Raw genomic sequence first — 19,299 nt, 5'->3', positions numbered from 1 at the left:
CCTAGCGGGCCTTTCGCCTGCGCGCGGGAACCTCTGTCACATAGGTTCGGGTGGTCGTGACGGCCGGCTGGATCACGACGGTCGTGGTGGTCGCGCCCGGATAATAATAGCCGTCCGCTATGAATCCGGGAGTCTGCGTCGTCGTGACCACGGGTTCTCCCGGAGCGCCGGGGCGGCTCATCGGATGCGGTGCGGCGGCATAGGGCGGCGGGTCGAAATCGACGCCGGGACCGCCGTTGACATGGCCTTCGAAGCGGCCTTCATAATCGCCGCTATAGGTCTTTCCGTCCTTGTCGCGCCAGGTGCCGCTCCAGCGGCCCTCATAGCCCAGCGGCGGTGGAGGAGCTTCGTCCGGCGCGGTGACTTCGTCATCATAGCGCAAGCCGGGTGGAGGCGGTGCATCATCGCTTCGATCCTGCCAGTCGACGCCGCTGCGATAGTCGTGCACCCGGCCGTCGCGATCGGTCATCACCGCATCGTCATAATAGCGCGACCAGCCATAGCCGCTTGCCGGGGCGGGCAGGCCATACATGCCGTAATTGCGGATATGATAAGCGGGGCCGACCCAGTAGCGGGGCAGCACATAGCCGACCGCCGGCCGACGATAGGCCGCCCAGCCGCCGGGCGCATACCAGCCCGCATACCAGCGGCCATGATGGCTCGGCCCCCAGCGGCGAACGGTCGTTCCCGAATGCGGCATTGCGGGTCGTGCGGCCATGCTGTTCCCCATGGCCGGACCGTTCGCAAAAACGGGCGTCGTCATCCCGATCGTCAGGACGGCGCCTGCCAGGATGATGCTCCGGATATGCATGCTCGAATCCCCGTTTTCGGCTGATTTGTTAACGGCTTGTTTAGCATGATGGGCCGCGGCGATCCACGCATTGGCGTCCTTGCGCCTGTCCCGAAACGGGGCAGGGCTCAGCCCAGGCGCGATCCGATCCGGGCGACCAGCATTTCCAGTCCCGCCTTGTCGGCATCGTCGAAACGCGCGGGAACGGGGCTGTCGAGGTCGAGTACCGCCGCGACGCGGCCGCCCACGATCACCGGCACGACGATCTCCGAAGCGCTGGCCGCGTCGCAGGCGATATGGCCAGGGAAGGCGTGGACATCCTCGACCAGTTGCGTCTCGCCGCTGGCTGCCGCCGTGCCGCACACGCCCCTGCCCAGCGGAATGCGGATGCAGGCCGTCTTGCCCTGAAAAGGGCCGAGAACCAGTTGATCCTCGACCATCCGGTAAAAGCCCGCCCAATTGAGGTTCGGCAGAAACTGCCAGATGAGAGCCGAGATATTGGCCATATTGGCGATGGCATCAGGCTCGCCCGCCGTCAGCGCATCAGCGGCGGAGAGCAGGTCGTCATAGAGCGTGGCTTTGTCGGCGTCGGCCGGAGGAGCGAAATCGAACATGGGCGGGATATAGGGGGCGACGGGCGTGTCGACCAGTCTGAACCCATCGACATCATTTCGAACGATTGGCGCCTGCGTCCACCCTAGTTTCGATCGATCCTAATCGAACCGAACCTTGCCGCGCCCGGCCTTGACCGAACTGCGCGCTTTCTTGGCGTCGACCCGGCGGGCCTTGGCGGCCTTGCCGGGCTTGGTCGCCTTTCGCGCCTTGGGCACTATGGTCGCTTCCCGGATCAGCTCGACCAGCCGGGCTAGCACCTCCTGCCGGTTCAGGAGCTGCGACCGGGAGCCTTCGGAACGGAGGATCAGCACGCCGTCCGCCGTCATCCGCCGCCCGGCGATCACCGCCAGCCGGCGTTTCACCGCTTCGGGCAGGGAGAGGCTGTTCGCCACGTCGAAGCGCAATTGCACGGCGCTGTCGGTGGTGTTGACATGCTGGCCCCCGGCGCCGGTCGAGCGGACGAATGTTTCCGACAGTTCGTCTGTGTCGATGGCGATCGACCGGGTGACGGGGATGAGGGCCAAGCCCTACAGTCCCGCCTGTTCGAGCAGCTCCTGCCCGAAGCCTGCCGCCGCAAAGGTCTCCGGCAGGGGAGCGGTCGCCTCCGCGGGCGCTTTCTCGCCACGCGGGATGCTGAGGAAACGGCTGTGCAGCAGCATGGGCCCGCTGCTGGTCCCATAGACCGGATCGCCCGCAATGCCGAAGCCCAGGCCATGCAGCGCGTGGGTGCGGATTTGGTGGGTCCGTCCCGTGCGCGGGGTGAAGACGATCAGTGCCCGGCCATCCTTTTCCGCGATCTTGCGCCATTCGGTGAGCGCGGCCTTGCCCGCCTTGGCCGGGATCATCCGCCAGCCCTGCGCTTGCGTGCTGACTTTTTTGATCGCGAGTTCGATAGTGCCGCTGTCCTCCGCCGGAACGCCGTCCACCACGGCGACATAGCGCTTTGCGACCGTCCCTGCCTCGAAAGCGGCGGCGAAGCGCTTGTGCGCCTTGGGATTGCGGGCGAGCAACAGGCAACCGCTGGTGTCCCGGTCCAACCGATGGACCGGCAGGGGCCAGCGCTGGAAGCCGAAGGTCAGCGAGGAGAGGTGGTTTTCCAGGGAAAGCGACCCGTCGCGCGGCGCGTCGACCGGCAGGCCGGCGGGCTTGTCGAGGATGATGGCCTCGCCATCGATAAACAGGACTCGGTCGTGAAGCAGGGACAAGAGGCGTTTCCGTAAATAGGAGGGCGATTGACGCGCGTGCGGCTTCCTATAGGGCGTGGAGATCATGGAGAACAGGGGGCATGAGGCGCACCCGCCGGGCGGAGGGCGGCTGGAATGGATCGATGTCGCGCGCGGCATCGGCATCGTCGCCGTGGTTGTCGGCCATGTGTGGACGCGGGGCGCGCTGCGCGACGCGATGTACAGCTTCCACATGCCGCTATTCTTCCTGCTGTCCGGCCTGCTGTCGCGGCCGCAGCAGGTGGCCCGCTTCACCCGGCGCCAACTCGCGTCGCAGATGCGGCCTTATGTGGCCTTCCTGATTTTGCTGATCCTTGCCGACCAGATCATCGAAACGATGAAGGGTGGGCGCCCGATCTTCCATAGCTGGCCGCAGGATGTGGCGCCGCTCCTGTTGGGCGGCTCCTGGCTGCGCGGGCCGTTCACCATTTTCTGGTTCGTGCCCTGCCTGATGATGGCCCGCATCCTGTTCAGCATGGCGTTGGCCCGCTGGCCCGATCCGCTCGATCGGCGCTGGACGTTGCTGATGCTGTCCTGCCTGTTGCTCGCTTATGGGGTGGGTAAGTTCACCAGCCTGTCGCCGCTTGGCCTGCTGACCGTGCCGATGGCGCTGGTCCTGCTGTGGCTTGGCGCGGCCTGGCGGCTTGTGATGTGGCGAGGCTGGATGCTGGTGCCTCTGGCCCCGCTATCGCTGGCGGGGTTGATGGCGCTGCTGCCGACGCTTAATATGAAGGCGGCGGATTATGGCTGGCCGCTCCTGTCGGTCGGCTCGGCAGTGGCCACCAGCTTCCTGCTGTTCCGCCTTTCAGTGCGGATTGCGCCCTTTGGGGGCTGGATCGCGGCGATCGGTCGCGCGTCGCTGGTCATCATGTATCTGCATGTCGCGGTGATCCACTATCTCTCGCCCTATCTCAGCAAGCCGTGGCTGTTGATGCAGGCGCTGTTGCTGCCGCTGGGCGCTTATTATCTGATCCGGGCCGTGCCCGGAGCGGGACGGATTTTCCTTTAGGGCTGCCTGATCCTGAAACACGTTCAGCATGACGATGTGCAGGGGGTGACCGCCGACAAAAGTTCAATGCAGATGCCGCAGCTTGTCGGGATTCCGCATCACATAGATGCCGGTGACGCGCCCATCCTCGATGTCGAGCGCCGTCGTCTGGAACTCGCCATCCGCCTCGCGGGTGACGAAACCGGGCAGGCCGTTGATCAGCCCCAAGCGCACCAGCGTCGAGCCATATTTGCCGAACAGCACCGCCAGCGCCTTGTGGATCTGCATGACCTGGCCGAAGCCGAGCACCGGAACCACCGCCGCTGGCCGCTTGCCGCCGCCGTCGCTGTGCAGGCTGACATCCTGCGCCAGCATCGCGCCTAGCGCCGTCATGTCCCCGCTGCGAGAGGCCGCGAAAAAGGCGCTGGCGATCTCCAGTCCGCGCTGCTTTTCAAGCCGGTAGCGAGGCCGGGCATCCCGTACATGAGCCCGCGCTCGCGCAGCCAATTGACGACAGGCCGCCGGATCGCGATCGACCGTCGCAGCGATTTCCTCAAAGCCGACGCCGAACACGTCATGCAACAGGAAAGCTGCGCGCTCCAGCGGCGAGAGGCGTTCGAGGGCGAGCATCAGCGGCAAAGTCACATCCTCCTCTTCCTCAGCATCCTCGATCACCGGATCTGGCAACCAGGGGCCGACATAGGTTTCGCGCTGGTGCCGCGCCGATTTGAGCTGGTCGAGGCACAGCCGCGTCACCGTGCGCCGCAGGAAGGCCTCCGGTTCGCGAACGGCTTCGCGATCCACCTCCATCCAGCGGATAAAGGCCTCCTGCACCATATCCTCGGCATCAGCGACCGATCCCAGCATGCGATAGGCGACGCGGGTCAGGCGGGGACGCAGCGGGTCGAAGCTCTCCGCCGCGTCCGCATGCGTCCCCTGCGTCATCACGCAGCCGCCTTGGCCGGGGTTTCGTACCAGAGGCCGAAACCGACCGCGATGCGGTTCCAGCCGTTGATGACATTGATCATCAGGGTCAGCTTCACCTGTTCCTCCTCCGAAAACTCGGCTGCCAGCGCCGCATAGGCCGCGTCATGGCTGTGCGCTTCGGAGAGGCGCGTCAAGGCCTCCGTCCATTCCAGGGCAGCCCGCTCGCGAGACGTGTAGCAGGGCGCCTCGCGCCAGGCCGACAACAGATAGATGCGCTGCTCGCTCTCACCCTGGGCGCGGGCGTCGGTCGTGTGCATGTTGATGCAATTGGCGCACTGGTTGATCTGCGAAGCGCGTATCTTCACCAGTTCGATAAGGCTCGGCTCCAGGCTGGCATTGACGGCGTTGGATGTTGCGAACCAGCTTTTCATGAGCTGGGGCGCGGCGGCAAAGGGATCGAGCTTGGCAGTCATGGTCGGCACCTTTCTTCCTGGATTGTGCTGACATGACGAGACAGGATCGGCGGCTGTGACATGGACTGTGAAAAATTGCAGCGTGCATGACGGAAAAGAGGGGAAGGCAGGCGTTTCCGCCTTCGTCATCCGCGCCTTCGCAGGGATGACCAACTTCGAAAATATCCGCTCCTGGCCAGATGCGGCCCGCTGTCAGATCGATCGGAGCGTCCGTCTCATTGCCGCCGCACCACCCGTCAAGCCGTCCTCTTCGGTCAGAATTCGAAGTTCAACCGGCCGTAATAAAAGCCGCCGCTGGTCCCGTAGGGCGAATATTGGTTGTAGAGGGAGAAGCCATTGCCCTGCAGTATGGGTAGCAATTTATCGGGATAGCTGTTGAACAGATTGTTGGCGCCCGCTGACAGTTTGATGCCCTTGCTCAGTTCCACCCCGGCTTCCAGGTCGACGATGATCTCGGGATCGATTTCCGCATCCAGCGAGGGCGTGGTCGGATGGACCATCGTGACCTTGCCAAAGCGGGTGGCGCGCAGGTTCAGGCTCGCCGGTCCCTTGGTCCAGAGGATGTTGGCGATGAACTTGTCGCGCGGCGTGCCCTTGGTGAAGTCGCCCTGCTTCGACCGGCCGATCAGCGCCAGCCCGGAACTGGCCAGTACGCTCGGCACGGCATCGACATGGGTGAAGACGGTCTTGTTGAAATTGGCCGACAGGCTGAACACCGCATGGCCCAGATCGTTGAAATCGGCGCGCCAGGTGCTGACCACATCGATCCCGCGCGTCCGCGTATCGGCCGCGTTGGAGAAGTAGAAGCCGCCCGCCGAAGAGGTGATGCCCGCCGCCGCCAGCACGCTGCGCACCAGCGGACCCTGCAGGGTTTCGGACAACAGGATGCGGTCCTTGATCTTGATCTGATAGGCGTCGACCGTGATGTTGAGGCGCGGCGTCGGCGTGATGACGATGCCGGCGGAAAGGTTCCTCGACTTTTCCGGTTTCAGCGGTGTTGCGCCCAGAGCGATGGCCGCCGCTGAATCCACCGGCAGCGCCGATACGGGCAGCAGCACGCCGCCCACATTGATCGTGCTGGCGGAGGAATAATGCTGCTGTTGCAGCGTCGGGGCGCGGAAGCCCGTGCTTGCCGTGCCGCGCAGCGCCAGACCGCGCACCGGCTCGATACGCAGCGACGCCTTGCCGGTGTCGGTGGTGCCGAAGTCCGAATAATCCTCATGCCGCCCGGCCAGCGCGACCTCGAACCCCTCTATGACCTGCTGTTCCAGGTTCAGATAGGCGCTCCAATTGTCGCGGTGCCATTTTCCGGCGGCGGAGAGGGGGAAGCCTGTCACGCCCTGCGATCCGGATGTCCGCAGTACCCCTGCATTGGCGCCGCTGGTCGAGCGATATCCGCCGTCGATATAGGATTCGGGGTCGCCCGAACCGATGGCATAGCTGTTCCAGCGATATTCCGCCCCCAGCGCCACCAGCAACGGTTCAGCCAAGCCCAGATCGACCGTCTTTTGAAGGTCGAGATTGGTCGTCCACTCCTTCGACGTGACGGAGCCGATATACATGTCGGCAGGGCTCGCCGGGCCGAGTGAGGCGTTGACGACCGAGCTTTCCCGATATTTTACCCAGTTGCGGGAAAAGCTGCTGGACAGGTCGTAATGGAATGTGTCGGAGAGATCTCCGCGCAGTCCTGCCGCCGTCTGGAAATCCTCGTCATAAATGTGCAGGTGCGGGCTGTAGCCGTTGGGGAAAAGCTCTGGAATATTGTTCGGCGCATCGGGGAAGCGATAGGTCAGCCAGGCGTCGCTATGCCGCCGGGAAGCCGTGCCGAACAGGTAGAACTCCACCGCCTCGCTTACCGGCAGCGACATGTCATAGGCGAAGTTGATGCCCGAAACCTGCGGCTGGCCGCCCTTGTTGACGTTGCGGTTGACGGTCGCTTCACGTGGATCGGGCGTGCCAGTGGTCGCTGAATAAGACTGGCCGAGATATGCATAAAAGCGGCCGGGGTTGAGCGCGCTGCGATAGGTGCGTCCCTGAAGGAAGGCGTCCAGCGTGAAATGGACATGGCCGCCATCACCGATGCCAAAGCCCTTGCTGATCTGGAACCGGCCCTGTTCGCCGCCGCCGTCCGCCGTGGCGCCGCCCAGGAAGGAAGCCGTGCCGCTGGCGTCATCCTTCAATAAGATATTGACGACGCCTGCAATCGCGTCCGAACCATATTGCGCCGACGCCCCGTCGCGCAGTACCTCTATGCGTTCGATGGAGGAGGAGGGGATGAGGTCCAGGTCCGGCGGCGACTGGCCGTTTTGGGTCGTGCCGTTGATGAAGAGGGTCGCCGTATTGTGGCGCCGCTTGCCGTTCACCAGCACCAGCAACTGGTCGCCCGCAAGCCCGCGCAGCGACAGCGTCTTGACCGCGAAGCTGGCCCCGGCGCCGCTGTTCGACACGTTGATCGACGGCACCAGCGTCCCCAGCAGGTCGCGGACCGATTGCTTGCCGCTCGCTTCCATATCCTTGGCGCTTAGTACGTCGATCGGGGCGAGGCTTTCCGCGACGGTGCGCGTGGTCTGGCGGGTGCCGGTGACGATGATGGGGGCGGACGTCTCCTCGGCTTCGGCGCCCGGTGCCATGGCGACCGGAGCCGCCGCGCCCGCGATGCCGATCTGCGCGAGCTGAATGGCCAGCGGGCGGCGGTGGGCGGCGCTCCGGTTGGCGGGGATCGCGAGCGCAATGACGCCCACGCCTGCCTCGCTATGTTTGAGCGCGGTTCCGGCGAGCAGCCTTTCCAGCGCATCTTCGGTCGATAGCCAGCCTTGCACGCGCCGACTGCGTATCGCGGCTACTTCGTCATAGGGAAACAGGATGCGCACGCCCGATTGCGTCGAAAGCTGGCGCAGGGCGCTGCTCAGCGGCTGCGGTGGAATGTCGAACTTGTGACGCTGCGACAGAGTGGCGTCCGTCTTGGGGGCCGCCAGAAGCTCCGTGGGCGAAACAAGGCAGGTGGCAAGGGCCAACCCTGCCAGCGCATGGCGAAAACGCATTGATTGTTCCCCTGTAGCAGACGGCATTATCGTGCCGTTCCGATTGCATCGAACGAAGAAAAGCTCCCGATCCGCTATCCGGCGGGCGGGAACGATCGATTGCGAGCGATAGATGATCGGAAAATGCGCTTAAAATGAGAGTTTCTTATTATAATATTACAACTGCGGCGATGCAGTCGTTCAGGCGCAAGTTTGCAGGAACCAGCGTTGATTTTCCTCCAGCCCGATAGCGGTCAGCCGGCCGCTGCGGAAAGCGCCGGTGTCGATGCCGATCCGATTGGGCTGAACGTCGACATCCTCGCTGATGCTATGGCCGTGGACGACCATCTTCCCGAACTGTCCCCGGTGGTTCAGGAAATCGCCCCTGATCCAGCGCAGATCGGCGGGAATCTGCGCGTCGAGCCCGATGCGCGGCCGAACCCCGGCATGCACGAACAGATAGTCGCCCACCGGCAGCATGTCGGGAAAATCGTCCAGAAAATCGATATGATCGCGGGGTATATGGGTCAGCATCCATTGGGCCAACGTCTCGTCGCCCATGGTGGCACAATCGTCTGGATCCAGGCCATAACTGGCCAGCGTCTCGACCCCACCATATCGCCGGAACAAGCGGGCGGCCTGCGCCCGACCGCGAGCAGCAGCGATGAACATTTCCTCATGATTGCCCTTGATGAAGCGGACATCCTCGCCTGATCGCGCCAGTCCCATCGCCCGTTCGACAACCTGCGCCGATTGCAGTCCGCGATCCACCAGATCGCCCAGCAGGATCAGCAGCCGGGGCAGGGGAGGACGATCCGCTTCATCCCGCACAATCTTGTCCAGCAATTCGGCAAACAGATCGTCGCGGCCATGAATGTCGCCAATCGCATAGACGCGCGCATCTCCGCCCACGTTGGGGACAAGCGGTTCGGCAGACGCTTTCCGGCGGCGGAAGGGCATCAGCATGGCGGACAAGGCTCACACATCATGTCCGCCAGTGTCGCATGGCTTCAAAGGCGGGGCAATGTGACGCCCTGCTGCCCCATATATTTGCCCGCGCGGTCGGCATAGCTGGTCTCGCACGGCTCATTGCCCTTGAGGAACAGGAACTGGCAGGCGCCCTCATTGGCGTAGATCTTGGCGGGGAGCGGCGTGGTGTTGGAAAATTCCAGCGTCACATGACCTTCCCAGCCCGGCTCCAGCGGGGTGACGTTCACGATGATGCCGCAACGCGCATAGGTCGATTTGCCGAGGCAGATCACCAGCACGTCACGCGGCACGCGGAAATATTCGACCGTCCGGGCCAGCGCGAAGCTGTTGGGCGGGATGATGCAGACGTCGGTTTTGCGGTCGACGAAGCTGTTCGCCGCGAAATCCTTAGGGTCCACCACGGCGCTGTCGACATTGGTGAAGATCTTGAACTCGTCCGCCACCCGCGCATCATAACCGTAGGATGAAAGGCCATAGCTGATGCAGCCGTCGCGCCGCTGGCTCTCCACGAACGGTTCGATCATGTTGTGGGTCTGGGCCTGTTCGCGAATCCACTTATCCGACAATATCGACATGGCTGGTTCAGCTCTTTCCTGGGAATATGCCGAGATCCCTGGGACCAAAGGCATGAGGTAATAGTTCAGCGACGCTATGTTCGACCACGGCGTCCCCCTCCGGCGCTGCGCAGTAAATGGCGAGCGTCCGCCCGGCCATCTGCTCGGCTTCGTTCATGATCTGGCGGCACCGTCCGCAGGGCGTGACGATGGCATCGCCTGTGATCGAGCCATCCGCGCCCATGGCGCCCCCGACGACCGCGATCGCTTCCACATCGGCAAAGCGTCCTTGCGCATTCACCGCCGCCAGCGCCACCGTTTCGGCGCAGAGCGACAGGCCATAGCTTGCATTTTCGAAATTGCAGCCGGTGATGATCTGCCCGTCGGTCAACCGCACTGCAGCGCCGACGGCAAAGCGGCTGTATGGCGCATGGGCATGGGCCATAGCCCCGCGCGCCGCCTCGATCAGTTCTTTCGTCGCGCTCATCGCGCCATCGCATCCCATCGCACCGGACCCTCGATGCCGTCGATATGCCGCATATCGCTGGCTGTCCACATCACCCATTTGCGCTTTTCGCTATCAGGGGGGAAGAAATTGCGGTCGAGCCACAGCGTCCGGTTGATCCCCGAGGCAATGCCATATTGCGCGTCGAAATCGTCGCTGACGTTCAGCACCACCGACGTGCCTGCATGGCTCTCGATCAGGTTGATCAGCGTATTCAGTTCCGACAGCACCGCATCCTGTCCCAGCCGTGCCCGGCAGCCGGGCTCGAACGCCAGCCGGATCACCGGGGGCAAGGCGGCATTGTCGCGGGGCACCATGGTCATGAACCCGGTCGCCTGATCGGAAGCCTTCGCGCACAGGCTGAATTCGAGCACCGCGCCATAGCGCATCCCGGCCGCTCGCGCCCCCGCCCAATTGGCCTCGAACGCCGGATCGCGAAAACGTCCGCCGCTGGCCGCGCGGATATAGGCGAAATCCGCCCCTTGCGCCGCCAGCGTACCCCATTCGATGGTCCCGTCGGCGGATGATACGGAGACGCCCTGGGTCGGAAATTCTTCGCGGCTCGGCGCCCAGTCGCGGGCATAAAGCCACCCGCCCAGAGCCAACAGGCCCAGAACGGCAAAAACCACGCCAAAACGGGCCAGCAAATGGCCGGCACTGATGATACGGATGCCCCTTACCCCTTGATATGCAGGACGCAAATCAGCGTGAAGAGGCGACGGGCCGTATCGAAGTCGACCTTGATCTTGCCCTCCAGCCGCTCGATCAGCGTCTCCGCGGCGGCATTGTGGATGCCGCGGCGCGCCATGTCCACTGTCTCGATCTGCGCGGGCGACGCATTGCTGATCGCCTGAAAATAGCTGTCGCAGATCGCGAAATAGTCCCGGATCGGGCGGCGGAAGCGGCCCAGGCTCAGGATGATCGCCTCCAGCGGATCGCCATTCTCCCGCCGAATCTCGATGACCAGCCGCCCTTCCTCGACCCGCAGATGCACTTTATAGGGACCGGCATAGCCGTCCTCATGCACGCGCTGGGGTTCGAAATAATTATCTTCCAGCAGATCGAAAATGGCGATGCGCCGTTCCTGCTCGACATCGGCATTGCGCCAGAGGATCGTCCGCTCGTCGAGCGTGATATCGATGATGCGCGGATCGGCCATGAACGCTATGGTCAGTGCGGCGGCGCACAAGGAAATGCAACCGGGAAAAGCAACGACGACTCTTGTCCACAGCTTTTCCAAATGCTTTCAACGTTCCACCTTGCAAGGGCGGGTCTGCGGCGCGATGAGGGGGCCATGGTCGAACTCGTGCAACTCAACGCCGCCGCGGAATCTGGCATCACCGAACTCCCCCGCAATGTCGAGGCGGAGGCGGCGCTGCTGGGCGCATTGATGATCGACAACCGCATTGCCGAAGATGTGCAGCTAAAGCTCAAGCCCGAGCATTTCTTCGAGCCTCTGCACGGCCGAATCTATGAATCCGTGATGAGGCTGGTCGAGCGCGACATGATCGCGAACCCGGTGACGCTCAAGCCCATGCTGGAGCAGGATCCGGCGCTCAAGGAACTGGGCGGCGTGGGCTATCTGGCGCAACTGACCGGCAATGGCGCCGCACTGCTGGGCGCGCGCGATTTCGCGACCCAGATTTACGACCTGGCGTTGTTGCGGCAGCTTGTTCATGTCGGCCGTGAACTGGTTGAAAATGCACTGGATACCAGTGAAGATGTCAATCCGCGCGAGCAGATCGAACAGGCCGAAGTCGCGCTCTACAAGGTTTCGGGAGGCGAGGGCGAAAGCGGCTCGGTCAAGAGCTTTGCCGCCGCCACCACCATGGCGGTCCAGATCGCGGAGCGCGCACTCAACAGCGGCGGCCATGTGTCGGGCATCACCACCGGCATCAACAGCCTGAACGAAAAAATCGGCGGCATGCACAATTCGGACTTGATGATCCTTGCGGGTCGTCCGGGCATGGGCAAGACCTCGCTTGCCACCAATATTGCCTATAATGCGGCCTCACGCTGGCTGCGCGATCATGCCGACGGCATTCCGCCCGAAAAGAATATGGGCGCCAAGACCGCTTTCTTCAGCCTCGAAATGTCCGCCGACCAGCTTGCCACGCGCGTATTGGCGGAGCAGTCGGGCATCAGCGGTGAAGCGCTCCGCATGGGCAAGATCAGCCGCGCCGATTTTCAGAATCTCTCCCGTGCGGCGCGCGATCTGCAGGAACTGCCGCTGTTCATTGACGATACGCCAGGCCTTACCATCGCGGCGCTGCGCACCCGCGCGCGCCGCCTGAAGCGAAGGCACGACATCGGCTTCGTCGTGGTCGACTATCTCCAGCTGCTCCAGGGTACCGGCAAGGGCGATAACCGCGTCAACGAAATTTCAGAAATTTCCCGTGGTTTGAAGACCTTGGCGAAGGAACTTAACTGTCCGGTTCTGGCGCTGTCGCAGCTCAGCCGCGCCGTCGAACAGCGCGAGGACAAGCGCCCGCAGCTCTCCGACCTTCGTGAATCAGGCTCGATTGAGCAAGACGCGGACATGGTCTGGTTCGTGTTCCGCGAGGATTATTATATCGCCGCCAAGGAGCCGGGGAACAAGGAAAGCTCCGAGCATCTCGAATGGGCGCAGGAAATGGAGCGCATCTACGGCCTTGCCGAAGTGATTATCGCCAAGCAGCGTCACGGCTCCACCGGCCGCATCCGCATGAAGTTCGACGCCAGGATCACCCGCTTCTCTGATCTGGCGGAAGGCAGTTATCTTGAAGACATGGAATAGGGGAAAGGGTGTCCGATCCCCGTTCGTTTCGAGCCTAGTCGAAAAACCTTCGCGCTACCCCGAAACAAAAGCCTGAAAAACCAGCGCCAGCCCCACCATGCTGACCAGATAGGCGACAGTCCGCACCACCGGCACGCCCATGCCGTAAAGCGGCAGATACACCGCCCTAGCCCCCAGCCACATCCATCCGCCAACCGCGGTCAACCCGCTGGTTTTCGCCGCAATCACCACGCCCAGCAGCGTGATGATCGCAATCGGATAGGTCTCCAGAAAATTCGCCTGCGCGCGCACCAATCGCCCGCCCACAGGGTCGAGGGGCGGCAACTCCTCATCACGCGCCCCCATATTCCATTTGGTGCCATATTGCCGCGTCTTGATATGCGCCGCCGCGAAGATGTGGACCAACAGCAGCACACAGCTCCACGCCAATATCTTCAGCTCAACGGCCATATCATTTCCCCTTTCAGTCACCCATTATCGGCAACCATATCGCGCTTGCATGGCCCGCGCCATAATGCACGCTCTGCGTCGCGATCCTGTAGTCGCTCTTCTTCGCCTCAAAGATCGACGGCACGAAACTCTGCGGATTGCGGTCATAGAGGGGGAACAGGCTCGACTGAACCGTCACCATGATCCGGTGGCCGGGCTGGAACACATGGTTCACATTGGGCAGGCCGAATTTGTAATTTTCGATCCTACCCGGCACCAGCGCCTCCGGCTCGTCGAAGCCATGCACATAGCGCCCGCGATAAATCTCTATCCCGATCGGCAGTTCATAGCCCGCCATCTTGGGGACATTGCTATATTGGTCGGGATAGACGTCGATCAGCTTCACCACCCAGTCGCTGTCCGTGCCGGATGTCGCCGCGAACAGATCAACCATCGGCTGTCCGGCAATATGCACGGGCTTGTCCAGCACCGGCGTCATATAGCTCAGCACATCGGTCCGTCCGGACACGAAACGCTGGTCCTTCACCAGCCAGGTCTTCCACGCATCATCCTTGTTCGGCAGCACCGGGCGGGGGAGATAGGGCACCGGCTTTGCCGGATCGGAGACGTAGCTGTCGCTTCCTTCGGCGCCCGGCTTGCTCCAGCTCAGCCCATTGCCGCCAGCCAGATACAGCGCCTTGGGCGAGCCGCCCGGCCACTTCGCCATCACCTGCCATTTGTCCGCGCCGGTGGCGTAGGTGAGCGCCCCCGGCACCTTATACCCCTTGGGAGGATTATCCTTCAAATAATGGTCCAGAAAGGGTTTCATGGTATCGCGCCGGAACTGAAGCCCTGTGTCGCCCGCAAAGTCCAGTTCACCCAGATGCGACCCGTCATAGTTGACGCCGCTATGCCGCCACGGGCCGATGATCAGGCTCACCATGTCGTTAGTCTTGTCCTGCGGTTCCAGCGCTTTGTAGACTGCCGGCGCGCCATAGCTGTCCTCCTGGTCCCACTGTCCCACGACCAGCATGGTCGGCACTGTCAGCTTGCGCTTGGCCAGCAGCTTGTCGAGCGCCTGTTCCTGCCAATAGCCGTCATAGGCCGGATGCTGCATCAGCTTCTGGGAAAAGGGGAAGCCGTCCAGCCCATAGGCACGCGCGAAATCGCCCGCCGACCCTTCCTTCAGATAGGCATCATATTCATCGCCCGTTCCAAAGGGCACGGCCCCGCCGCCCTTCTTCGCGGTCTGGCCCAGCACATAGTTGAAATTGGGTTGGCGGAAGGCGCCATTGTGGAACCAGTCGTCCCCGATCCAGCCATCCACCATCGGGCTTTGCGGCACGGCGGCCTTCAGCGCTGGATGCGGGTCTATGAGCGCCATCAACGAGGTGAAGCCCAGATAGGATGATCCAGTTATCCCAACCTTTCCATTGCTTTCCGGGACATTTTTCACAAGCCAATCGATGGTGTCATAGGCGTCGGTGCTGTGATCGACTTCGGTGTGATTCAACGGCCCGCGCAAAGGCCGGGTCATCACATAGTCACCCTCTGAGCCGTCCAGCCCGCGCACATCCTGATAGACGCGGATATAGCCGTCATCGACGAACTCGGCGTCGGAGACGGGCAGGATTTCCTCGATCTTCTGGCTGCGGTTGCGGGAGGTCGCCTTGCCCGCATTATAGGGCGTGCGACTGAGCAGGATCGGGCCATGGGTCGTGCCCTTGCGCATGACGATCACGGTGAACAGCTTCACCCCGTCGCGCATCGGGATCATCACTTCGCGCCGGATATAGTCGGCCTGGGGGCGTGCCGGGTCGTAAGTCTTGACCGTATCCGGTGTCATCGGATCGATCTGCGCGCCGAGCGGCGGTCCGAACGCCGTCAGGGTCAGAGCGAGGATGGAAATCTGCGCGAATGTTCTCATGGCTTCTTGCTCCCTTGCAGGTGGCAAGGGGTAGTCATTGAACGACTGTATAGCAATATCTGCCAAAATCCTCCCTGCGCGAAGCGTGGGGAGGATTGAGAAAGATCAGAACACCGGCTGGTTTGCTGGATCGTCCGGATCGACGGCAGGCGTCGGGATCGGCGTCACTGGCGAGTGGATGCCGCATTCCACCTTGTCCCACCCGCGCCAGCGTCCGGCGCGGGGGTCTTCTCCCGGCAGCACCTTGGACGTGCAGGGTTCGCAACCGATGGACAGATAACCCTGCGCTTCCAGCGGATGGCGGGGCAGGTTTTCCGCCTCGAACCAGGCCTCCAGATCGTCCTTGGTCCAATCGCCCAGCGGATTGATCTTCAGCCGCCCATCCTCGATCTCGAAGCGGGGCAGGTTCTGCCGCGTCACCGACTGGAACGCCTTGCGCCCGGAAATCCAGGCGTCGAGGCCTTCCTTGGCGCGGGCCATCGGCTCGACCTTGCGGATTTCGCAGCAGCCATCGGGGTCATAGGACCAGCGCAGGCCGGTTTCGTCCTTTTTCGCCAGCACTTCCGCATTGGGCACCACGGCCCGGCTGTCGGTAAAGCCCAGCGTGTTGATCAGCGTCTCGCGATAGTCCAGCGTTTCGCCAAACATCTTGAGCGTATCGACGAAGATCACCGGCACCGTCTTGTCCGCCTTGGCGATCAGCGACAGCAGCACTGCGCTTTCCGTGCCGAAGGAGGACACGACCGCCACATTGCCCGCCAGCCCTTCGGCAAAGACGGTCTTGAGCATCGACAGCGTGTCGACGCCTTCGAAACGCGCGTTGAGCGCGTCCGCATCCGCCTGGGTAAAGGCGGGGCGGGCGTCGATCACGTCAAGCTTGCGGGCAGGTTCAGCCATTCACAGTCTCCGGGTGCCGTTTCGCCCACAGCGGGCGGCGGCCGTCGACCGTCTTTTGATAGACGTCGGCATAACGATTAAGGGCGCGTTCCACGGCGGCATCGTCCAGCGCCTTGTCGGGCCGGAAACTGTCGAAACCGCAGCGGCGCATGGCGTTGAGCTGGTCCACCAGCACATCGCCCACCGCGCGCAGTTCGCCCTGATATCCGGCCTCGCGCAAAATCCGCGCCGCCGAATAGCCGCGCCCGTCGCCATAGGCGGGGAAGTTCACCTCGACCAGCGACAGCCGGTCCAGATAGGGCAGCAATTCGCGCGCATCCTCGCCCGCTTCGATCCGCACGGCGGTCGAGTTGGACTGGCCGGTGAAGGATTCGACCGTCACGGCCGGTTCCTGCGTGGCTTCGCCTTCGCGGAAGGACAGGAACTCAACCATAGATCGCCTCCTTGAAGGGCTTCATGCCAAGACGGCGATAGGTGTCGAGGAAGCGTTCGCCTTCCTCCCGCTGCGAAAGATAGAGGTCCGTGACCTTCTCGATGGCGTCGACCACGCCGTCCTCCGAGAAGCCGGGGCCGGTGATCTGGCCGACGCTCGCATCCTCCGCGCCCGATCCGCCCAGCGAGAGCTGGAAATTCTCCACGCCCTTCCGGTCCACGCCCAGCACGCCGATATGACCGGCATGATGGTGGCCGCAGGCATTGATGCAGCCGCTGATCTTGACTTTCAACTCGCCCAGATCCTTCTGCCGATCCGCCGAAGCAAACCGTTCCGACAGCTTCTGCGCCAGCGGGATCGAGCGCGCATTGGCAAGGCTGCAATAGTCCAGGCCAGGGCAGGCGATGATGTCCGTGATCAGGTCCAGATTGGCCTCGGCCAGCCCGGCTTCGTCCAGTTTCTGCCAGATGGCGTAGAGATCGGCCTTCTTCACATGCGGCAGGACGAGGTTCTGCGCATGGGTCACACGCAGTTCGTCGAACGAATAGGTTTCGGCGAGGTCCGCCACCAGTTCGATCTGCTCGGCCGAAGCATCACCCGGAATCCCGCCGCGCGGCTTCAGGCTGATATTGACGATGGCATAGCCCGGCTGCTTGTGCGCGGCGACCTGCCGGTCGACCCAGAGGGCAAAGGCCGGATCGGTCCGGTCGATCTTGTCGCTCAACCCCTGCTCATAGGCCGGATTGGCAAAGAAGGGCCGGATGCGGTCCAGTTCCTCGGTAGGCGGGTTGAGGCCGAGTTCGCGCATATGCGCATATTCTTCCTCGACCTGCCGCTTATATTCCTCGACGCCCAGTTCATGGACGAGGATCTTGATCCGCGCCTTATACTTGTTGTCGCGGCGACCATAGCGGTTATAGACGCGCAGGCAGGCCTCCAGATAAGAGACGATCTCATCTTCGGGCACGAAGTCCTTGATCTGCGGTGCGACCATCGGCGTGCGGCCCATGCCGCCACCGGCATAGACTTCCGCGCCGATCTGGCCATCGCGCAGCACCAGCTTGAGGCCGATATCATGCAGCCGCATCGCGGCGCGATCTTCCTCATTGGCGATCACGCAGATCTTGAACTTGCGCGGCAGATAGGTGAATTCCGGGTGGAAGGTCGACCACTGCCGCAGCAACTCCGCCCAAGGGCGAGGATCGGTAACTTCATCCGCCGCCACGCCCGCATATTGGTCGGACGAGATATTGCGGATGCAGTTGCCGCTGGTCTGGATGGCATGCATCTCGACCGTAGCCAACTCGGCCAGAATCTCCGGCGCATCGGCGAGCTTGATCCAGTTATATTGTAGGTTCTGGCGCGTCGTGAAATGGCCATAGCCCTTGTCATACTTCGCCGCGATCTCGCCCAGCTTGCGCATCTGCTTGCCGGAAAGGGTGCCATAGGGGATCGCCACGCGCAGCATATAGGCGTGCAATTGGAGGTAGAGTCCGTTCATCAGCCGCAGTGGCTTGAACTGATCCTCGGTCAGATGCCCGGCCAGACGGCGCTGGGTCTGGTCGCGAAACTCCTCGACGCGGGCGTCGACGATGGACTGGTCGTAGCTGTCGTAACGATACATGGTCAGATCACCCAGTTGCCGGCATCGGCGTCATTCGGTTTCAGCGTCAGGTCGGGGCGAACGGTCGGCCCCAGGGCACGGATGCGGTCCTTGATATGGGCCGGACGGACGCCTTCGTCGGTCACGGTCGCATCGATCACATAAGCGCCGACAACGCGCAGCGCGGCTTCCTCAGCGCGGGCAAGCTCGTCGCCCTTGTCGCCCACGTCGACGGAGTCCCCGACCTGCCGCGACCAGCCGTCGCCCGCCCACCAGATCACGTCCCCGGTGCCGAGGTCATTGCCGGTCAAAATCTTCACGAAAGCATCTCCGCCCCATTATTTGCCTGCGCGGCCCAACCGGCCAGCACATCCTGCGCCAGCGCATAGGCTGCTACGTCCCCGACGACAATCAGCGCCGGGCTCTCAACCTTCTCCCGCACCACCATATCGCCCAGATCGGCAAGCAAGGTGCGCAAAGTCCGCATGTCCGCGCGCGTGCCATTTTCCAGCACGGCCACCGGAATTCCCGGAGACACGCCATCCGCGATCAGCTTGTCGGCAATGTCCGCCGCCGTCGCCACGCCCATATAGATAACGAGTGTGCGCCCCGCGCCCGCCAGTCCCGACCAGTCCTGATCGGTCAGCCCCTTGCATTGCCCCGCGACGAAGGTGACGGCGCTGGCCGCATCGCGATGGGTGAGGGGCAATTGGGCCTGCGCCGCGCAACCGATCGCCGCGCTGATGCCCGGCACGATCTCGACCGGCACGCCGGCAGCACGGCAGGCTTCCATTTCCTCACCGCCGCGCCCGAAAATGAAGGGATCGCCGCCTTTCAGCCGCACCACCTTCCGCCCGGTGAGCGCCAGTTCGACCAGCAGGGCGTTGATCCCGTCCTGCGGCACGGAATGGCGGCTGCGCTGCTTGGCGACCGAAATCAGCTCGGCCTGGGGAGAGGCAAGTGCCAATATCTCGGTCGAGACCAGCCCGTCATGCACGATCACCTCCGCCTCACCGATCAGACGCGCCGCGCGCAGAGTCAGCAATTCCGGATCGCCCGGACCGGCGCCGACAAGGGTGACAGTGGCAGGTGGAGTTTCAGCCATATTGGGCAAATGGCGAAAGCGGCCAACGGTTTCAATCCAGAATG

The 19,299-nt window shown here is 63.0% G+C and carries 21 protein-coding genes; 2 read left to right on the top strand and 19 right to left on the bottom strand.

What is annotated here, in order from left to right; all coding sequences use genetic code 11:
• Nucleotide 1: 1 nt before the first annotated feature.
• From VVT58_RS07255 to VVT58_RS07240, 4 genes are all read right to left on the bottom strand, one after another.
• Nucleotides 2–811, bottom strand: coding sequence for an RcnB family protein (locus tag VVT58_RS07255; RefSeq protein WP_327753582.1), 810 nt, complete (start codon nt 809–811; stop codon nt 2–4).
• Between the two features lie 107 nt (nt 812–918).
• Nucleotides 919–1,404 carry a GAF domain-containing protein gene (locus VVT58_RS07250; RefSeq protein WP_327753583.1) on the bottom strand — a complete coding sequence of 162 codons (486 nt, stop codon included), beginning with the start codon at nt 1,402–1,404 and terminating at the stop codon, nt 919–921.
• Nucleotides 1,405–1,503: 99 nt separating this feature from the next.
• A complete protein-coding gene (arfB, locus tag VVT58_RS07245) occupies nt 1,504–1,929 on the bottom strand; it encodes an alternative ribosome rescue aminoacyl-tRNA hydrolase ArfB (RefSeq protein ID WP_327753584.1) in 426 nt (141 codons plus the stop codon).
• 3 nt (nt 1,930–1,932) lie between these two features.
• Nucleotides 1,933–2,610 carry an RluA family pseudouridine synthase gene (locus VVT58_RS07240; RefSeq protein WP_066561549.1) on the bottom strand — a complete coding sequence of 226 codons (678 nt, stop codon included), beginning with the start codon at nt 2,608–2,610 and terminating at the stop codon, nt 1,933–1,935.
• Between the two features lie 64 nt (nt 2,611–2,674).
• On the opposite strand from VVT58_RS07240, the gene VVT58_RS07235 reads away from it, so the two are divergent.
• Nucleotides 2,675–3,637, top strand: coding sequence for an acyltransferase family protein (locus tag VVT58_RS07235; protein ID WP_327753585.1), 963 nt, complete (start codon nt 2,675–2,677; stop codon nt 3,635–3,637).
• Nucleotides 3,638–3,700: 63 nt separating this feature from the next.
• Here VVT58_RS07235 and VVT58_RS07230 read toward each other — a convergent pair whose 3' ends face one another.
• From VVT58_RS07230 to VVT58_RS07195, 8 genes are all read right to left on the bottom strand, one after another.
• Nucleotides 3,701–4,561 (bottom strand): sigma-70 family RNA polymerase sigma factor, encoded by an 861-nt coding sequence (locus VVT58_RS07230; RefSeq protein ID WP_327753586.1) that lies wholly within the window; start codon nt 4,559–4,561, stop codon nt 3,701–3,703.
• The gene (locus VVT58_RS07225) at nt 4,561–5,016 is read right to left on the bottom strand and encodes a carboxymuconolactone decarboxylase family protein (protein ID WP_327753725.1); all 456 of its coding nucleotides are present in this window, start codon (nt 5,014–5,016) and stop codon (nt 4,561–4,563) included. Before VVT58_RS07225 ends, VVT58_RS07230 begins: the two co-directional genes overlap by 1 nt.
• A 254-nt stretch (nt 5,017–5,270) precedes the next feature.
• Entirely contained in the window at nt 5,271–8,057 is a 2,787-nt protein-coding gene (locus VVT58_RS07220; protein WP_327753587.1) for a TonB-dependent receptor, read from the bottom strand.
• A gap of 180 nt (nt 8,058–8,237) precedes the next feature.
• A complete protein-coding gene (locus tag VVT58_RS07215; RefSeq protein WP_327753726.1) occupies nt 8,238–9,002 on the bottom strand; it encodes a metallophosphoesterase in 765 nt (254 codons plus the stop codon).
• A gap of 44 nt (nt 9,003–9,046) precedes the next feature.
• Nucleotides 9,047–9,601, bottom strand: a complete 555-nt coding sequence (gene dcd, locus VVT58_RS07210) for a dCTP deaminase (RefSeq protein WP_087573006.1) — start codon at nt 9,599–9,601, stop codon at nt 9,047–9,049.
• 7 nt (nt 9,602–9,608) lie between these two features.
• A complete protein-coding gene (locus tag VVT58_RS07205; protein ID WP_327753588.1) occupies nt 9,609–10,067 on the bottom strand; it encodes a cytidine deaminase in 459 nt (152 codons plus the stop codon).
• Entirely contained in the window at nt 10,064–10,732 is a 669-nt protein-coding gene (locus VVT58_RS07200; RefSeq protein WP_405053728.1) for a glycoside hydrolase family 25 protein, read from the bottom strand. The genes VVT58_RS07205 and VVT58_RS07200 overlap by 4 nt, the downstream gene beginning before the upstream one ends.
• 29 nt (nt 10,733–10,761) lie before the next feature.
• The gene (locus VVT58_RS07195; protein ID WP_087573025.1) at nt 10,762–11,244 is read right to left on the bottom strand and encodes a UPF0262 family protein; all 483 of its coding nucleotides are present in this window, start codon (nt 11,242–11,244) and stop codon (nt 10,762–10,764) included.
• Between the two features lie 135 nt (nt 11,245–11,379).
• Here VVT58_RS07195 and VVT58_RS07190 point away from each other — a divergent pair, with 135 nt between their 5' ends.
• Entirely contained in the window at nt 11,380–12,861 is a 1,482-nt protein-coding gene (locus tag VVT58_RS07190) for a replicative DNA helicase (RefSeq protein ID WP_327753589.1), read from the top strand.
• A gap of 54 nt (nt 12,862–12,915) precedes the next feature.
• On the opposite strand, the gene VVT58_RS07185 is transcribed toward VVT58_RS07190, so the two are convergent.
• The 7 genes from VVT58_RS07185 to cobA form a co-directional block, all read right to left on the bottom strand.
• Nucleotides 12,916–13,311, bottom strand: coding sequence for an MAPEG family protein (locus VVT58_RS07185; RefSeq protein WP_327753590.1), 396 nt, complete (start codon nt 13,309–13,311; stop codon nt 12,916–12,918).
• A gap of 13 nt (nt 13,312–13,324) precedes the next feature.
• A complete protein-coding gene (locus VVT58_RS07180) occupies nt 13,325–15,217 on the bottom strand; it encodes a CocE/NonD family hydrolase (protein WP_327753591.1) in 1,893 nt (630 codons plus the stop codon).
• A 105-nt stretch (nt 15,218–15,322) separates the two neighbouring features.
• On the bottom strand, nt 15,323–16,114 hold the full coding sequence (locus VVT58_RS07175) for a phosphoadenylyl-sulfate reductase (RefSeq protein WP_327753592.1): 792 nt from the start codon (nt 16,112–16,114) through the stop codon (nt 15,323–15,325).
• The gene (locus VVT58_RS07170; RefSeq protein ID WP_087573011.1) at nt 16,107–16,547 is read right to left on the bottom strand and encodes a DUF934 domain-containing protein; all 441 of its coding nucleotides are present in this window, start codon (nt 16,545–16,547) and stop codon (nt 16,107–16,109) included. Before VVT58_RS07170 ends, VVT58_RS07175 begins: the two co-directional genes overlap by 8 nt.
• Nucleotides 16,540–18,171 carry a nitrite/sulfite reductase gene (locus tag VVT58_RS07165; RefSeq protein ID WP_327753593.1) on the bottom strand — a complete coding sequence of 544 codons (1,632 nt, stop codon included), beginning with the start codon at nt 18,169–18,171 and terminating at the stop codon, nt 16,540–16,542. The genes VVT58_RS07170 and VVT58_RS07165 overlap by 8 nt, the downstream gene beginning before the upstream one ends.
• A 2-nt stretch (nt 18,172–18,173) precedes the next feature.
• Nucleotides 18,174–18,470 (bottom strand): DUF2849 domain-containing protein, encoded by a 297-nt coding sequence (locus tag VVT58_RS07160; RefSeq protein WP_066555963.1) that lies wholly within the window; start codon nt 18,468–18,470, stop codon nt 18,174–18,176.
• Entirely contained in the window at nt 18,467–19,255 is a 789-nt protein-coding gene (gene cobA, locus VVT58_RS07155) for a uroporphyrinogen-III C-methyltransferase (RefSeq protein WP_327753594.1), read from the bottom strand. The genes VVT58_RS07160 and cobA overlap by 4 nt, the downstream gene beginning before the upstream one ends.
• Nucleotides 19,256–19,299: the final 44 nt, after the last annotated feature.

The sequence above is a fragment of the Sphingobium sp. SJ10-10 genome, assembly GCF_036038995.2.
Taxonomy (GTDB): Bacteria; Pseudomonadota; Alphaproteobacteria; order Sphingomonadales; family Sphingomonadaceae; genus Sphingobium.
The sequence above is the reverse complement of the archived record's forward strand: the minus strand, read 5'-3'. Positions and strand labels throughout refer to the sequence as shown.

Bases quoted from the DNA above. Each gene is read 5' to 3' on its own strand.
- VVT58_RS07255 (WP_327753582.1), bottom strand. From the start codon at position 811: ATGCATATCCGGAGCATCATCCTGGCAGGCGCCGTCCTGACGATCGGG.
- VVT58_RS07250 (WP_327753583.1), bottom strand. From the start codon at position 1,404: ATGTTCGATTTCGCTCCTCCGGCCGACGCCGACAAAGCCACGCTCTAT.
- VVT58_RS07235 (WP_327753585.1), top strand. From the start codon at position 2,675: ATGGAGAACAGGGGGCATGAGGCGCACCCGCCGGGCGGAGGGCGGCTG.
- VVT58_RS07230 (WP_327753586.1), bottom strand. From the start codon at position 4,561: ATGACGCAGGGGACGCATGCGGACGCGGCGGAGAGCTTCGACCCGCTG.
- VVT58_RS07225 (WP_327753725.1), bottom strand. From the start codon at position 5,016: ATGACTGCCAAGCTCGATCCCTTTGCCGCCGCGCCCCAGCTCATGAAA.
- VVT58_RS07220 (WP_327753587.1), bottom strand. From the start codon at position 8,057: ATGCGTTTTCGCCATGCGCTGGCAGGGTTGGCCCTTGCCACCTGCCTT.
- VVT58_RS07215 (WP_327753726.1), bottom strand. From the start codon at position 9,002: ATGCTGATGCCCTTCCGCCGCCGGAAAGCGTCTGCCGAACCGCTTGTC.
- dcd (WP_087573006.1), bottom strand. From the start codon at position 9,601: ATGTCGATATTGTCGGATAAGTGGATTCGCGAACAGGCCCAGACCCAC.
- VVT58_RS07205 (WP_327753588.1), bottom strand. From the start codon at position 10,067: ATGAGCGCGACGAAAGAACTGATCGAGGCGGCGCGCGGGGCTATGGCC.
- VVT58_RS07195 (WP_087573025.1), bottom strand. From the start codon at position 11,244: ATGGCCGATCCGCGCATCATCGATATCACGCTCGACGAGCGGACGATC.
- VVT58_RS07190 (WP_327753589.1), top strand. From the start codon at position 11,380: ATGGTCGAACTCGTGCAACTCAACGCCGCCGCGGAATCTGGCATCACC.
- VVT58_RS07185 (WP_327753590.1), bottom strand. From the start codon at position 13,311: ATGGCCGTTGAGCTGAAGATATTGGCGTGGAGCTGTGTGCTGCTGTTG.
- VVT58_RS07180 (WP_327753591.1), bottom strand. From the start codon at position 15,217: ATGAGAACATTCGCGCAGATTTCCATCCTCGCTCTGACCCTGACGGCG.
- VVT58_RS07175 (WP_327753592.1), bottom strand. From the start codon at position 16,114: ATGGCTGAACCTGCCCGCAAGCTTGACGTGATCGACGCCCGCCCCGCC.
- VVT58_RS07170 (WP_087573011.1), bottom strand. From the start codon at position 16,547: ATGGTTGAGTTCCTGTCCTTCCGCGAAGGCGAAGCCACGCAGGAACCG.
- VVT58_RS07165 (WP_327753593.1), bottom strand. From the start codon at position 18,171: ATGTATCGTTACGACAGCTACGACCAGTCCATCGTCGACGCCCGCGTC.
- cobA (WP_327753594.1), bottom strand. From the start codon at position 19,255: ATGGCTGAAACTCCACCTGCCACTGTCACCCTTGTCGGCGCCGGTCCG.